The sequence below is a fragment of the Pseudoalteromonas sp. SG45-1 genome, from assembly GCF_014164135.1.
Taxonomy (GTDB): Bacteria; Pseudomonadota; Gammaproteobacteria; order Enterobacterales; family Alteromonadaceae; genus Pseudoalteromonas; species Pseudoalteromonas distincta.
In genome coordinates this window covers 32,861-47,033 of record NZ_JACJEP010000029.1, presented here as the reverse complement: position 1 = coordinate 47,033, position 14,173 = coordinate 32,861, and the positions used below count along the sequence as shown (strand labels likewise).

Sequence of the window (14,173 nt, the reverse complement as noted above, 5' to 3'; positions counted from 1 at the left end):
TATGATGATTTGGCTCCCCCTCCCCGACTCGAACGGGAGACCTGCGGATTAACAGTCCGTCGCTCTAACCAGCTGAGCGAAGGGGGAACTACATCATAAACATAAACTTGGCTCCCCCTCCCCGACTCGAACGGGGGACCTGCGGATTAACAGTCCGTCGCTCTAACCAACTGAGCTAAGGGGGAATCGTTTATGGTTGAAAAACTTGGCTCCCCCTCCCCGACTCGAACGGGGGACCTGCGGATTAACAGTCCGTCGCTCTAACCAACTGAGCTAAGGGGGAAGCGTCTTGCCTTTCAACGGGGCGAAATATTAATGACCGAGCCGCAAAGTGTCAACATATAAAAGTCATAAATTGAAAAAAGAGGTTTATTCGTTGTTTTTATGTTCGATCTGCGTGATTTATAGCTCTATTAAAGCTGTTTTTTTAAGAATTTAAGAATACTAATGCGAGTTTTATTATTGTTGAGTCTTTAAATTGGTTAAATTAAACACGCCATTAAAGCCACTTGTAATTAAAAAACAACTCAAAAACATAAAATTTCATTTTTTACTTTCGGGTATTCTTCGTATTTATTTACTTTTTTATTTTGATTTTCTAAAAATATACCTGCATGAATAGTCATAAAAGTATTTTCCCTCTTAATAGTGATCCAATTTTGATCTATAAATTGAGTATTTATTATCTTCGCTCAAAAATAGAACAATCAATAACTTAACTTTGTATTAAACGTTTTTTATTTACTAACGTATAAGTATGTTAAGAAGAAAAATCGGCAAGCTTGCGTTTTCAGTGTGAGTTTATAAAAATGCCACAATTAGCAAATCAACAATTGGTTGGACCTCAGCGAAAATTGCGAGTCTCTCAAGGCCTTTATAAATGCGGCTTTGAATGAGTTATCCACGGTTTCTGTGGATAACTCTGTTTATGAAACTTTAAGAACATCATCGGCACCAATGTTTTAGGGTGCTACAACGATTTCAAGCTTTTAAATCACTATTTTTTATTCATTGTAAAACAGTGGGTTATGTTTTGGTGGCTAATAGATGTAACTCCATGAATGAATTTTTTCGTAACGATAAACCAAGTAGTTGCTTTGTGTAAAAAAGCATCAGATAACACAGGGTGTTTGTAATAAAAGTTATAAAAATGTGTTTTAATTGTTTTTTGGCGTGTTTAGGCTCTATTTTAACAAAAAGATGTAAAAACCAAGTTTTACTATTTTTTAGAATATTTACTTACGTAATTACATCAATTGTAGTGATAAATCCGTGGCTTGAACTGTCTTGATGCTTTAAAATGATTCGTTCAGTAAAAGAGGCCTATTTATTTCATGCGCGCAATTTCAAAATCTCAGACTCGCCCAGATTTACTAAACGATCCTATCTTGCCTACATTAAAGACGATGACCATACCGATGATATTCGGCATGATCACACTAATGATGTTCAATATTGTAGACACCTTTTTTATAAGTTTACTTGGCACCGAACCATTAGCTGCCGTGAGCTTTACATTTCCAGTTACTTTTACCGTTATCAGCTTAGCAATAGGGCTGGGGATCGGTACATCAGCAGTAATAGCGAAAGCGCTCGGCAGTAATAAAATTGATGAAGCACGTTTTGATGCCAGTATTTCTTTAATGGTTGGTGTGGTTTTGGTTATTGTGTTGTCATCTGTTGGATATTTACTGATTGACCCCATATTTACTTTACTAGGAGCGGGCGCGCAAGTATTGCCGTTAATACATGAATACATGAATGTATGGTTTATCGGTAGCGTATTTTTAATAACCCCAATGATTGGTAATTCGGTACTGCGTGCCAGCGGTGATACCAAAACGCCAAGTATAGTAATGGGCGGAGCCGGGCTGATAAACGCCGTACTTGACCCAATACTGATATTTGGCTTTGGGCCGGTACCCGCGTTAGGAATTCAAGGCGCTGCCATAGCAAGTGTTGTCGCATGGTCGGTCGCTGTGGTTATTATTTTATATATATTAGCGGTTAAAAAACGTTTGTTGAGTCTAAAAGCGGGCAAGCAAACTGTAACTGGCGCTATTCGTAAAATATTAAAAATTGGTTTACCTGCTGCAGGTGCAAACATGCTTACACCCGTTGCAATGGCTGTAATGACCGCCTTAGTAGCGCATCATGGGCCAGAAGCCGTGGCCGCATTTGGAGTAGGAAGCCGGATAGAATCTATTGCAAGTATTTTAGTGCTTGCGCTATCGATGACATTACCGCCATTTGTGAGTCAAAATTTTGGGGCTGGCAAATTATGCCGTGTTAAAGAAGCGTATACCGGCACACTAAAATTTGTGATGGTATGGCAATTTGCCATTTACGTATTACTAATTGCATTTTCAGGTGTAATAAGCCAATTATTTGGTAAAGAACAAGCCGTAATAGATGTAATTAAGCTCTTTATTTATACCATCCCACTAAGCTATGGCTTACAAGGGGTGATCATATTATCAAACTCATCGTTTAATGCTTTACACAAACCAATGAACGCATTGGTACTAAGCGTTATTCGTTTATTCATATTTTATGTACCATTTGCTTATATCGGTAACGAAATAGCCGGATTATTAGGGTTATTTATAGGCGCTGCCATAGGTAATTTATTTACAGCAATAGTGGCATATAAATGGTTTATGAAAAAACTAGAAGCGCTGAGCGGCGAATCGTTACAGGAGTGCAATAATTGAGCGACCATTTTCAGTTAAAATCACATTTCAAACCAGCTGGCGATCAGCCTACCGCCATTAAACAGCTATGCGAAGGGTTAGAAGCGGGGCTTGCACACCAAACGTTATTAGGTGCCACCGGTACAGGTAAAACCTTTACTATGGCCAATATTATTAGCGATTTAAATCGTCCAACAATAATAATGGCGCACAATAAAACATTGGCTGCGCAGCTATACGGCGAGATGAAAGAGTTTTTTCCTAAAAACGCGGTTGAATACTTTGTATCGTATTACGATTACTACCAGCCAGAAGCCTATGTTGTATCTAGCGACACATTTATTGAAAAAGATGCTTCGATAAATGAGCACATAGAGCAAATGCGTTTAAGCGCGACCAAAGCATTACTTGAGCGTCGCGACACCATTATTGTGGCATCGGTATCGGCTATTTATGGTTTGGGTGACCCTAAATCGTACATGAAAATGATGCTGCTTTTAAAAGTGGGCGAAAAAGTAGATCAACGCGACATGCTACGCCGCCTTGCTGAAATACAATATACCCGCAATGATATAGATTTTAGCCGAGGTACATACCGCGTACGTGGCGAAGTAGTTGATATATTCCCAGCAGAATCAGACACTTTTGCTGTTCGAGTAGAAATGTTTGATGATGAAATAGAACGCTTAAGTATTTTTGACCCGCTTACCGGTGCAATTGAAAAGCACATAGTGCGCGCTACTATTTATCCTAAAACGCACTATGTTACCCCGCGTGAAAAAATACTTGGCGCTATCGAAAAAATAAAAGAAGAACTAAAAGAGCGACGCGCCCAGTTACTCAGTGCAAACAAGTTAGTAGAAGAGCAACGTGTAGCACAGCGAACGCAATACGATATAGAAATGATGACCGAGCTTGGTTATTGCTCGGGTATAGAAAACTACAGCCGCTATTTATCTGGGCGTACGCCAGGCGATCCGCCGCCAACATTGCTTGATTACCTACCTGATGACGCATTAATGATTATTGATGAATCGCACGTAACCGTATCGCAAATTGGCGCCATGTATAAAGGCGACAGAAGCCGTAAAGAAAACCTTGTTGAGTATGGTTTTAGAATGCCCTCAGCAATGGATAATAGGCCACTGCGTTTTGAAGAGTTTGAAGCCATAGCACCACAAACTATTTATGTATCGGCAACGCCTGGCGACTTTGAGTTAGAGCGCTGCGCGGGCGAAATAGCAGAGCAAGTAATTCGCCCAACAGGGCTGCTCGACCCACTTATAGAAGTACGTCCTGTGGGCGATCAGGTTGATGATTTACTCTCAGAAATATACAAAAGTGTGGAGAAGGGCGAACGCGTACTGGTAACTACACTTACTAAACGTATGTCTGAGGATTTAACAGACTACCTAAGCGAGCATAATGTAAAAGTACGTTACTTACATTCAGACATTGATACCGTTGAGCGCGTAGAAATAATTCGTGACTTACGAGCAGGCGTGTTTGATGTGTTAGTGGGCATTAACTTACTGCGAGAAGGCCTTGATATGCCAGAAGTGGCACTTGTTGCCATACTTGATGCTGACAAAGAGGGCTTTTTACGCTCAGCTCGCTCGCTGATACAAACTATTGGCCGTGCTGCTCGTCACTTAGATGGCCGCGCTATTTTATATGGCGACAGAATTACAAAATCAATGGCAAAAGCCATGGACGAAACAGCACGCAGGCGCGAAATTCAGCATGCATATAACGTTGAGCACGGCATAGAGCCTCATGCTCTGGCTAAAAAAATACTTGATGTAATGGATGTAGGCGAAGAAGCGGCTCCTAAAGACAACCTTAAACTTATTCGTAAAGAGTCTAAAAAAGTTCTTAGCGCGAAAGAAATTGCCGTGCAAATTAAGCAGCTTGAAACCAAAATGCATGCATACGCAAGCGACCTAGAATTTGAAAAAGCGGGCTCTGTTCGCGATGAAATACATGAACTACAACAACAGTTGATTAACTAAAAATGACAGCAAACTTTACACCTCTTATTACTGCGCTTGAAGACGCGCCAATTTTAAAAAATGAACTGTGTCGTGTTTTTCATGGCCGAGGCCACAGCGTCGAAGCATTAAGCCATATTAATTTAGACTTTTACCCGCCCAGTTTATTTTTGGTTTCGTACGATGAAATTGACGAGCAAACACTAAGCGAGCTCACCAATGTTGTGTGGCAGTGGGCGCAAGAAAATCAGCCTGAGCTTATTACGTCACTTGTGTACCAGCAACGTGCTGGTGTACAAAGCCAAAACACCGTGGTTTATGGGCAATTACCTAACCCACATGTTGTAACCGAAAATGGCATTCGCTTTTTGGTTGATTTACAGAGCCGCCAAAATACCGGAATATTTCCCGATATGCGCAGCGGCCGTGAATTTGTAATGGCCAACAGCAAGCATGGCAAAGTGCTTAATTTGTTTTCGTATACATGTGGGTTTTCGCTTGCCGCCATGCAAGGCGGGGCAGATCATGTGATGAACATGGATATGAGCAAAGGAGTGCTAAAAGTCGGCAAGCAAAACCATCAGCTAAATGGTTTTGAGCGCGGGGTAAGTTTTTTACCTCACGATATTTTAAAATCGTTTGGAAAACTAAAAAAAGCAGCCCCGTTTGATTTAATAATAGTTGATCCGCCAAGCTTTCAAAAAGGCAGCTTTATATTAACTAAAGACTATCAAAAAGTGCTGCGCAGGTTGCCAGAGCTACTTTGCGATACCACACAATTACTATTATGTGCGAATAGCCCAGAGCTTAGCGAAGAGGCGTTTAAAACATTAATAAACGAGAACACCCAAGGCGCAATTGAATTTGTTGAGCGCCTAGCCCCCACCGAGCGTTTTATTGAAGTAGACAGCGACAAAAGTTTAAAAGCGCTTGTCTATAAAACGTCACAAACACCTGCTTAAATGAAGCTCAGTAAACGCCTAACTGCCATTGATACATTAATTTCGCAGCATCACGATATTATTTGGGATTGTTGCTGCGACCATGGTTATTTAGGCATGGCGCTATTAAAACGCGCAGCTGCAAACCACGTTATTTTTGTAGATATAGTCGCCACTTTAATGAACGATTTAGAAGCGCAATTATCATCTATTAATAAATTACAAAAAACCTGTGATAAAAACCCGCAGTGGCAGGTCTTGTGTCAGGATGTAGGCAAAATAGAAATTGCTCAAAGTAAAAGCCAAGTAGTTGTAATAGCAGGTGTTGGCGGTGAGCTGTTGTTAAGTTTAGTACAACAAATCATTGCTAATAACGCAGTTGAGCATTTAAATAATGTTCGGTTTATTTTATGCCCAGTGCATCACACTTATAAGTTGCGAGTGGGTTTAAAACAACTCGGTTTAGGGCTTATAAGTGAACAAATAGTTTACGACAACAAACGTTTTTATGAAGTGATTGAAGTGAGCTTTAGTACCAATAATGAGATTAGCCATACCGGCAACAAAATGTGGGACTTTGCTAGTACAGAGCACGCTATGTACCAACGGCAACTCATAAATCATTATAATAAAATGCTCAATAAAGATAAGCCATACTATCAAAAAGTTATAACAGACTATCAAGAACTCACCGTTAGTTAAAAAAGCCCAAAATTAGGGCGTACATGTGATCTAATTACGACGTTGACGACGTAATGTGTTCATAGTTTATATCGCACTACGCGAGTTTATTTGGTTTATTTATGTCAGATAACAAGAGTCACATTAATCATTTGCTCAGCAATGAGCAAAAATGGCAACACAGTTACGAGCAACCTATTTCTTATGCACCCCTTGTGCAATTGGCTAATAGTAATTGGGTGGTGCCACAGCATTTTTTACGTTACAAGCACACGCTCCAAAGCGTAAACGAAGTACTTGAGAGTATTGAGTTTTCGGCTCACTTTAGAGTGCTCGCTGCACAAAAAGGTGAAGAAATTTACCTGCAAGTAGCAGTGCTGAGCCCTGATAACTACCAAAAAAGCGCATCTACTAATGAAGCCAAATCTAAAAAACTATTATTTGGCAGACGTTGGATAGTAGAGGAAAACTTACCTACTTCAGAGCTTATTCAAACCGCATTTTTAGCGTTAAAAGTAGCGCGAGAACATGAAGTAAGAGAACTTTTTCAGTTAATGCAAAGCGGCGCAACAAGCACGCCATTTAACAATCACCACGACTTACCTGTAATGGCGCAAAACCCTGAACTTGTTAAAAGCGAAGCGGTTACAAGTAACGTTGATGAAGTGCTTAAACGTATTGTATTTGCAGGAAAAAGTATTGAGCTGAAAAGTCAGCAGCAAGTAGCCGAGCAACATTTATATACTGTTGAACTGTTGTGTGAGGATTGCCAGCTTAGCGAGTTTAATAAAAAAACAATTGCGTTTTTAACAGCAGACTCATCCGCTAATAGTTTTTTACACGGCTTAATTGCGGCATTGGTGGCCATAAGTAATGACTACGTAAACGAGCAGTTTAAATACAAAGGTTTTGCCCGTTTTAGCAAGCACGTAGTAGTTGAACAAATAGGTAACCTAAGTATCGCTATGCGCTCGCCAAGTACCGTAGGGCTTTGCTCTATGGGTAAGCAACATGCTAATCAGTTAAATTTTGAGATAGACAGTGGGCGAGCACCACAGGGCTGCGGGCAAGCTATTGGTGGGTTTTTAGCTGCTCACGGCATTGAGCAGCCAGAAAATGCGCATTTATATCCAAATTACTTATAAAAACTTAAAGTTTATTAATTTCATCTTTAACGTTAAAGCTTGAATCAGTAACAATAGCCTCAAGTGTTTGTACACGCTCTTTTAATGCAAGCACTTGTGCGTTTGTTTCAGCTAGTTGTTTATGGGCATCGCTGTTGTTGTTTTGCATTTTATGCTTAAACTCAAGATGCTTTTTATACATATCGTAAACTACTCCTGAGCCAACCGAAATTAGCACAATAAGTACAATCATCGTAGTTCCAGACATAACCTCATTCCTTATCATTTTATTATTCGTTTATGGTTAAAGTATAACCTTTAAGCGCTTATGATAAAGCTGACAATTGTAACTTAATTTGTATAGCTTAATTAAGCTCAGCTTTGAGCGTGTTCATCATTTATACACTTAAGATATTGTTTAATGGCTGCATAAATAAACATATTTTAGTCAATACAGTGAGTTGCCATGTTAAATAATAAAATTCCACCGGTTATCGTTGTGCTGTTTTTTGCAGGCATAATGGCGCTTATTGCGCATTACAGTGTTATTGATTTCACCGCCTTTATTACCTACTTAGCAGCAAGTTTGGTCATTATTGGGTGTGTTTTTTGTATTGCAGGGGTAGCGAGCTTTAAATTAGCAAACACCACAGTAAATCCTAATAAACCTGAGCAAGCGTCAAAACTTATTACGAGCGGCATTTATAAAATTTCGCGTAACCCAATGTACGTGGGTTTTGCATTTATTTTAGCAGGGTGGGGTGTTTGGTTAAGTTCCTTGTGGGCGCTTTTATGTATTATCGGGTTTATTGCCTATTTAACATTTTTTCAAATAATACCCGAGGAGCGTGCGCTCACTAAATTATTTGGCGAAGAGTTTACCGCTTACAAAGCGCGCGTAAAACGCTGGCTGTAATCAATATCATTGACTTAAAACGTGACAAACAAAAAAGGCTATCGATGATAGCCTTTTTTTGTTTGCAGCAATTGTATTACTAATTAATTGCGGCTTATTCGTATTCTAACGGGTCTGTAATGTTATTTAGTGCAAATGCTTCAAGGCGTTCTTGGCACGCGCCACATTTACCACAGGCCTTTTCACGGCCGTTATAACATGTCCACGTTTGGCTGTAATCTAAACCCATTTCAATACCGTCGGTCAAAATACCAATTTTAGTATTATTTAAATACGGGCTAAAAATTTCTACCGCGTCGTAGTTCGCAATACGACACACATCATCCATTTTTTGCACAAATTCAGGACGGCAATCAGGGTAAATAGCATGATCCCCAGAGTGAGCGCCGTAATAAACTTGGCTAGCTTTAAGTGATACCGCGTAGCCAACAGCAAGCGAGAGCAAAATCATATTACGATTAGGTACAATCGTACTTTTCATGCTTTCTTCTTCGTAGTGGCCTTCAGGTACGTCAATATCATCAGTAAGTGATGAGCCACCAATAAGTTGGTTAATCGCCGAAATATCAACAATTTTATGCGGAACGTTTAATTTTTCACACACACTTGCCGCTACTTTAAGCTCTTTTACATGACGCTGACCATAGTCAAATGAAAGGGCATATACATCATGGCCTTGTTGCAGGGCTTTATTTAATACGGTAAATGAGTCCATACCGCCGGAATAAATAACAACTACTTTTTGCGTCATATCTGTTTTGCTCTTAGTTTTAATAGAGGTTTATATCAGGGCGCGATATACTACACGGCCGCAGCTTAAATAACAATTTTTGCACAGCGCTTTTTGGTTTTTTAATAGTAGCAATTTGGCTGCTAGGTAGTAAGTGAGATCTCTTTTGTACAAAATTAATGAAGTGTTTGAAACCATTCAAGGTGAAGCTAGCTTTACTGGCACACCCTCAATATTTTTACGTCTGCAAGGCTGCCCAGTAGGCTGCTCTTGGTGCGACACCAAGCAAACGTGGGATGTTGATAATGTATATAAAGTATCGCTGGATGAAACCGTAGAAAAAAAAGCCGACTCAGATCATTGGGCTAACGCCAGTGCAGAGCAAATTTTAGCGCTGTTTCAATCACGTGGTTACACCGCAAAGCATGTTGTAATTACTGGTGGCGAGCCATGCATGTTTGATTTAAATCCAGTCTGTAACTTATTACACGAACACGGTTTTAGCACACAAATAGAAACTAGCGGCACGTTTGAAATACTCGCCCCAGAGCAAACATGGGTAACGGTATCGCCAAAAATCAATATGCGCGGCGGTTATGAAGTACTTACCAGTGCAATGAAGCGTGCCAACGAAATTAAACACCCCGTTGCCATGCAAAAGCATGTAGAAGAGTTAGAAGAATTATTTGCTAAAACAGGTGTTAACCCTAAGCTTGTTTATTTACAGCCAATAAGCCAAAAAGTATCAGCAACTAAACTCGCAATCGACACCTGTATTGCCAAAAACTGGCGCCTATCAATACAAGTACATAAGTATTTAGGAATTAGTTAAAGCCAGCTTAAAGTTATATTACGTATGTTGGGTAGAGCGAAGCTAAACCCAACAAATCTCCACTTCCGCACCATTTTCTAATAACGTTTTATAACATTTAAATACGTGGATTGGATAAGCGAAGCACCACCCGACAACCCTAAAGCACATATCTTCTTCGCTAATAGCCATAACTAGTTTACTATGCGCGACTTAAAAATATTCTACTACTTACCACTAGGCTTATATGTCCGCAAACGCGCTTTACACCGACCTTTCTGATTACTACGACTTAATGTGTGCAGATATTAATTATCAAGCCCAAAGCAATTCTATTCACAGGCTGCACCAAATTTTTGGTAATGGCGGAAATACCCATCTCGATTTAGCATGTGGCACCGGCCCGCATGTGCGTCACTTTATTGATAACGGTTATAAAAGTAGTGGGCTTGACTTAAACCAGCCAATGCTCGATAAAGCAAAAGTTCGTTGCCCAGAAGCGCAATTTTCATTGCAAAACATGAGTGAATTTAAGGTAACCGAGCACTTGGATTTAATTACCTGCTTTTTGTATTCAATCCATTACTGCGACGGCATTAATAAGTTAAAAGAATGCCTTGCCAGCGTACACAGCGCATTAAACGTAGGTGGAATATTTTGTTTTAACACGGTTGATAAAAACAAAATCGACAGCGATTCATTTGTAGAGCACACAGCAACAAGCGAAAATAGCTTCTTCACATTTCGTTCTGGCTGGCACTATAGTGGCAGCGGCAGTAAACAGTTATTAAAACTCAGCATAGAAAAAACCACCGCAGACAAAACACTCGTATGGCACGACGAGCACCCAATGGTCGCTTTTAGTTACACCGAGCTTAAAGAAGCCTTAAAACCGTACTTCGAAATTCACATATTTGAACATGACTACGACAAAATAACCCCATGGGCACAGCGCTCAGGCAACGCCATTTTTGTCTGCGTAAAAATTTAAGTTAAACACGTACGTTGGGTAGAGCGTAGCGAAACCCAACGAGCTCCATACCCACGGCCAATACCCACACCCAATAACCCCGCATTATATATTTGAAAACGTAGGTCGGATAAGCGAAGCGCCATCCGACACAGTAGCTTGTTTAAGTTTCGGCGAATATAAACAGCTAATTATGATGTATGAAGTCAAGATTTGACCCCTATGGCTGTTATTGTTAAATGGTTAAAAATAGCAAAACAAGGCACTAATTAATTATGATGTGTGAGGTCAAAATTTTTACCATTTGGTATTGCCTCCAAGAGGATTTTAAACTGTCTACTTTGTGTGTATTATCAAAAAATAATAATACATATAAGGAAATATAAAAATGAATAAAGAGTACCTGATTTTACGCTACTCATTAGTAGAAGAAGCGCAAAAAGCGCTTAATACAAAAGCAATACCACCAGTTAAAGGCCATGCAATTTTACCAGCGATAAAGAATGATAGAGAGTTTAAGTCAGCAGGCGCTCTTTATAGCGTACTTGGGTTTAAAGAACTTGTTCCGTCTTTTGGATATGATTTTCCAAATGGACGTTTTTATTGTGGGAAAATTGCAAAACTAAAAAAACAGCAAACAGGTGAAAAAATTCCAGGTGACATTGTTGAAGTGGTGCATGACAACTGGATCCCGTTATCAGTAGTAATTGATATACAAACACAACACATATTTGTTAGGAAAGATTGGCGATATGGCGACCCTGAACATATTGCTAGGTCATTGCAGACAGCCTTTACTGACCCAGTACTTGCTACTTATAACCATCGTATTTTTATTGAAGGTAAGTCAGAGTCAGCTAAGTTTTGGAACATTGTAAGTTCGAAAAGTAAAATATACAGGCTAGAGTTTAAGTTGATATCTCCAAATATTTTAGATACAAACCAAAAAGCAAGGGATGCGGTTGAAGCATTGCAAGATATATTTGGGCAAGATGAGATAGATATTACTTTGAAAAATGACTCTGGTGATTTAAAAGTACCAGAGGCACCTGTATCTAACTATCTAGAGTATATTGCAGAAGGCGAAGGTAGTTGGAGTGTTGTCACAGAAGGTGAGCGAGGCGGCAAGAAGGCGCATAGTAGTAATGAAAATATTGATACAGTAAGTCTACCGTCTATTGAAAGTGAGAATGAAACTGATGATTCTCAAATGGAGTTAGGTGAAAAAGCAGACTCTGTGCATACCTTAAATTATAAAGAGTCAAATTTAGGTGCTGAAGTTTATGCGACAATTAAACATATGGGTAAAAGTTAAAAAACCATTATTAATTGGTTTATATATCTTGGCGTCTTTAATTCTATGTTTCGCTGTTTTGCATATGACTAATGGGGCTGCAAAAAAGTTATTTGATACTGTATTGGCAGTTTTCCCTTACTTTGTGGCTGCCGCGAGTGCGTTAACGTGGGCGTTGTTTAACTATATTGAAGGTGTGTTAAAGGATGTAAGTGAGCTAAAAGGTAATCAAAAAAAGATAGGGATTGCAGTAGAAAAATTAACAGATCTAAAAAATGAAGTTATCAGTAACGCTGCTTTTATTATATTATTATTGTTTTTAGATGCCCTGTTTAAGGGGGGAGCTGGCTTGTTTGACGGGGATTCAACCCTTTTAGAGTGGCTCTTTTTGTCAGTCAGGGGGGGCGTTATTTCCTTGGCAATTTATGCAGCATATGATCAGTTTCAGGGTTTTAAAAGAGCGCAACAATTTAGACTAATCATCAATAATGGGAAAAGACAAAACAATAGCAAATAGTGTTAATAGCCTTGTGTATTTTCACTGTATTGATGGCGTAATATTAACAATTGAGGCTTGAGGGATTCTCCATAAATTTAACCTAAAACCATAGGGATAAAATCTTGACTTCATACATCAAAATTATTGATTGCCTATTTATCCCTCGAGCATGCTCTTATAAATCTAAGGTTTAATAACTAGCATAAAAAAAGCGTTGCCCTTGAGCAACGCTTTTCTGTATTTGTCTAATAGCTGGTAGCTAACTTACTTAGCCGCTAGCTTATTCTGCCACAAACTTATTCTGCAGCTAAATAATCCAACACTACTTGATGATGATCTTTAGTTTTAAACTTATCAAATAGGTGTTTTATTTTACCGTCTTGGCCTACTAAAAACGTTAGGCGGTGAATACCATCGTACTCTTTACCCATAAACTTTTTGTAGCCCCATACACCAAATGCTTCAGCAATGGCGTGGTCTTCATCGGCTAATAAATCAAAATTAAGCTCTTTTTTAGTTTCAAAGTTTTTAAGGCGCTTAATTGGATCTGGGCTAATACCTACAACGCGGGTGTTAAATTTAGCAAGCTGTGCTTGCTCATCGCGTAGGTTTTCGGCTTGTACAGTACAACCCGGCGTTGACGCTTTAGGGTAAAAGTACACAAGCACTTGTTGCTCTTTTAACAGCTCGCTTAATGTTACTGTTTCGTCGTTTTGGTTTTGTAGGCTAAAAGCGGGTGCAGTATCGCCAGCTTGTAATGGACTAATTGTGTTCATGTTTAGCATCCTTAACGAATTCGTTTAAAAATATAATCTACGTTTAGTGTGTGAGAAAGGCTCTCAAAACTAATTTTAAATTGATCTATATCTACATCAACAGGTATGTTGAATTCAAGTTCACAACGCATTTTAATGTTGTCTTCTTGGGAATAAGTGTCTGACTTAAGTGAGCAAATACTAATATTATTGTCGGCAAAAAAGCGCGTTACTTTGCTCAATGTACCAGGGGTGTCTATGCCTGTGTATTCTAGTGTGTAACCTGCACAAAACTCGCTAGGAGTATGACTTGCTGTGCGCTTCATCATGGTTAGCAGGCCAAGTTCCATGGCTTTAGTGGGCAGTACGTGCTCTATGCGGCTTATTGCCGACATGTCGCCGCTAAGTAGCATTATGAAGGTAAATTCGCAGCCTAAAATAGCAATACGGCTGTCAATAATGTTGCAGTGGCAATCGCTAACCAGTTGGGTTAGTTCACTTACTATACCGGGTCTGTCTTCGCCAATCGCTGTTAAAACAATTTGATGATTTGAAAATGCAGTCATGAGTTCAAATACCTTGTTACTTGGATTATATCAACCGAGTTGGCAACACCAAAAATACACACAAGAAGTTGCACGGCGGCGAAGTTTAACACAAAAAGGGCTCTAAACTACAGCACACGCTAATTAAGCGCTTTTAAAGTGCGGTGTTTCTTGTTTTTACTGGCACGGGAAAGTACCATAGCTAAAATTTGCTTATTTGCGC

14 protein-coding genes and 3 tRNA genes are annotated in these 14,173 nt (G+C 39.4%); 10 read left to right on the top strand and 7 right to left on the bottom strand.

Annotated features, from left to right (window positions below):
- Positions 1 to 10: 10 nt before the first annotated feature.
- From H5117_RS18010 to H5117_RS18000, 3 genes are all read right to left on the bottom strand, one after another.
- Positions 11 to 87: transfer RNA gene (locus H5117_RS18010), tRNA-Asn, on the bottom strand.
- A gap of 21 nt (positions 88 to 108) precedes the next feature.
- Positions 109 to 185: transfer RNA gene (locus H5117_RS18005), tRNA-Asn, on the bottom strand.
- Positions 186 to 206: 21 nt separating this feature from the next.
- Positions 207 to 283: transfer RNA gene (locus H5117_RS18000), tRNA-Asn, on the bottom strand.
- Positions 284 to 1,334: 1,051 nt separating this feature from the next.
- Here H5117_RS18000 and H5117_RS17995 point away from each other — a divergent pair.
- The 5 genes from H5117_RS17995 to H5117_RS17975 all read left to right on the top strand — a co-directional run bounded on the left by H5117_RS17995 (position 1,335) and on the right by H5117_RS17975 (position 7,451).
- Positions 1,335 to 2,714 (top strand): MATE family efflux transporter, encoded by a 1,380-nt coding sequence (locus H5117_RS17995; RefSeq protein WP_138489356.1) that lies wholly within the window; start codon positions 1,335 to 1,337, stop codon positions 2,712 to 2,714.
- The gene (gene uvrB, locus H5117_RS17990) at positions 2,711 to 4,705 is read left to right on the top strand and encodes an excinuclease ABC subunit UvrB (RefSeq protein WP_039487290.1); all 1,995 of its coding nucleotides are present in this window, start codon (positions 2,711 to 2,713) and stop codon (positions 4,703 to 4,705) included. The genes H5117_RS17995 and uvrB overlap by 4 nt, the downstream gene beginning before the upstream one ends.
- A gap of 2 nt (positions 4,706 to 4,707) precedes the next feature.
- Positions 4,708 to 5,646 (top strand): class I SAM-dependent methyltransferase, encoded by a 939-nt coding sequence (locus H5117_RS17985; RefSeq protein WP_182738820.1) that lies wholly within the window; start codon positions 4,708 to 4,710, stop codon positions 5,644 to 5,646.
- Positions 5,647 to 6,327 carry a tRNA (adenine(22)-N(1))-methyltransferase TrmK gene (locus H5117_RS17980; protein WP_182738819.1) on the top strand — a complete coding sequence of 227 codons (681 nt, stop codon included), beginning with the start codon at positions 5,647 to 5,649 and terminating at the stop codon, positions 6,325 to 6,327.
- 101 nt (positions 6,328 to 6,428) lie between these two features.
- Complete coding sequence (locus H5117_RS17975; RefSeq protein WP_182738818.1) at positions 6,429 to 7,451, top strand: hypothetical protein; 1,023 nt, start codon at positions 6,429 to 6,431, stop codon at positions 7,449 to 7,451.
- Between the two features lie 4 nt (positions 7,452 to 7,455).
- Here H5117_RS17975 and H5117_RS17970 read toward each other — a convergent pair whose 3' ends face one another.
- Positions 7,456 to 7,698: a hypothetical protein gene (locus H5117_RS17970; RefSeq protein ID WP_010553668.1), complete on the bottom strand. Its 243-nt coding sequence runs from the start codon at positions 7,696 to 7,698 to the stop codon at positions 7,456 to 7,458.
- Positions 7,699 to 7,896: 198 nt separating this feature from the next.
- On the opposite strand from H5117_RS17970, the gene H5117_RS17965 reads away from it, so the two are divergent.
- The gene (locus H5117_RS17965) at positions 7,897 to 8,346 is read left to right on the top strand and encodes an isoprenylcysteine carboxylmethyltransferase family protein (RefSeq protein ID WP_182738817.1); all 450 of its coding nucleotides are present in this window, start codon (positions 7,897 to 7,899) and stop codon (positions 8,344 to 8,346) included.
- 94 nt (positions 8,347 to 8,440) lie between these two features.
- On the opposite strand, the gene queC is transcribed toward H5117_RS17965, so the two are convergent.
- Entirely contained in the window at positions 8,441 to 9,097 is a 657-nt protein-coding gene (gene queC / locus H5117_RS17960; RefSeq protein WP_002960416.1) for a 7-cyano-7-deazaguanine synthase QueC, read from the bottom strand.
- Positions 9,098 to 9,242: 145 nt separating this feature from the next.
- Here queC and queE point away from each other — a divergent pair, with 145 nt between their 5' ends.
- The 4 genes from queE to H5117_RS17940 all read left to right on the top strand — a co-directional run bounded on the left by queE (position 9,243) and on the right by H5117_RS17940 (position 12,668).
- The gene (gene queE / locus H5117_RS17955) at positions 9,243 to 9,908 is read left to right on the top strand and encodes a 7-carboxy-7-deazaguanine synthase QueE (protein ID WP_024591014.1); all 666 of its coding nucleotides are present in this window, start codon (positions 9,243 to 9,245) and stop codon (positions 9,906 to 9,908) included.
- A 226-nt stretch (positions 9,909 to 10,134) separates the two neighbouring features.
- Positions 10,135 to 10,878, top strand: a complete 744-nt coding sequence (locus H5117_RS17950; protein WP_182738816.1) for a class I SAM-dependent methyltransferase — start codon at positions 10,135 to 10,137, stop codon at positions 10,876 to 10,878.
- A 367-nt stretch (positions 10,879 to 11,245) separates the two neighbouring features.
- The gene (locus H5117_RS17945) at positions 11,246 to 12,172 is read left to right on the top strand and encodes a hypothetical protein (RefSeq protein WP_182738815.1); all 927 of its coding nucleotides are present in this window, start codon (positions 11,246 to 11,248) and stop codon (positions 12,170 to 12,172) included.
- Positions 12,141 to 12,668, top strand: coding sequence for a hypothetical protein (locus H5117_RS17940; protein WP_182194268.1), 528 nt, complete (start codon positions 12,141 to 12,143; stop codon positions 12,666 to 12,668). Before H5117_RS17945 ends, H5117_RS17940 begins: the two co-directional genes overlap by 32 nt.
- Before the next feature lie 278 nt (positions 12,669 to 12,946).
- Here H5117_RS17940 and bcp read toward each other — a convergent pair whose 3' ends face one another.
- Positions 12,947 to 13,426, bottom strand: a complete 480-nt coding sequence (gene bcp, locus H5117_RS17935) for a thioredoxin-dependent thiol peroxidase (protein ID WP_002963124.1) — start codon at positions 13,424 to 13,426, stop codon at positions 12,947 to 12,949.
- 11 nt (positions 13,427 to 13,437) lie between these two features.
- The gene (locus tag H5117_RS17930) at positions 13,438 to 13,971 is read right to left on the bottom strand and encodes a glycine cleavage system protein R (RefSeq protein WP_007583906.1); all 534 of its coding nucleotides are present in this window, start codon (positions 13,969 to 13,971) and stop codon (positions 13,438 to 13,440) included.
- Between the last annotated feature and the right edge of the window lie 202 nt (positions 13,972 to 14,173).

Bases quoted from the DNA above. Each gene is read 5' to 3' on its own strand.
- H5117_RS17995 (WP_138489356.1), top strand. From the start codon at position 1,335: ATGCGCGCAATTTCAAAATCTCAGACTCGCCCAGATTTACTAAACGAT.
- H5117_RS17940 (WP_182194268.1), top strand. From the start codon at position 12,141: ATGCGACAATTAAACATATGGGTAAAAGTTAAAAAACCATTATTAATT.
- H5117_RS17975 (WP_182738818.1), top strand. From the start codon at position 6,429: ATGTCAGATAACAAGAGTCACATTAATCATTTGCTCAGCAATGAGCAA.
- bcp (WP_002963124.1), bottom strand. From the start codon at position 13,426: ATGAACACAATTAGTCCATTACAAGCTGGCGATACTGCACCCGCTTTT.
- H5117_RS17965 (WP_182738817.1), top strand. From the start codon at position 7,897: ATGTTAAATAATAAAATTCCACCGGTTATCGTTGTGCTGTTTTTTGCA.
- H5117_RS17985 (WP_182738820.1), top strand. From the start codon at position 4,708: ATGACAGCAAACTTTACACCTCTTATTACTGCGCTTGAAGACGCGCCA.
- H5117_RS17945 (WP_182738815.1), top strand. From the start codon at position 11,246: ATGAATAAAGAGTACCTGATTTTACGCTACTCATTAGTAGAAGAAGCG.
- H5117_RS17930 (WP_007583906.1), bottom strand. From the start codon at position 13,971: ATGACTGCATTTTCAAATCATCAAATTGTTTTAACAGCGATTGGCGAA.
- H5117_RS17950 (WP_182738816.1), top strand. From the start codon at position 10,135: ATGTCCGCAAACGCGCTTTACACCGACCTTTCTGATTACTACGACTTA.
- queC (WP_002960416.1), bottom strand. From the start codon at position 9,097: ATGACGCAAAAAGTAGTTGTTATTTATTCCGGCGGTATGGACTCATTT.
- H5117_RS17970 (WP_010553668.1), bottom strand. From the start codon at position 7,698: ATGTCTGGAACTACGATGATTGTACTTATTGTGCTAATTTCGGTTGGC.
- H5117_RS17980 (WP_182738819.1), top strand. From the start codon at position 5,647: ATGAAGCTCAGTAAACGCCTAACTGCCATTGATACATTAATTTCGCAG.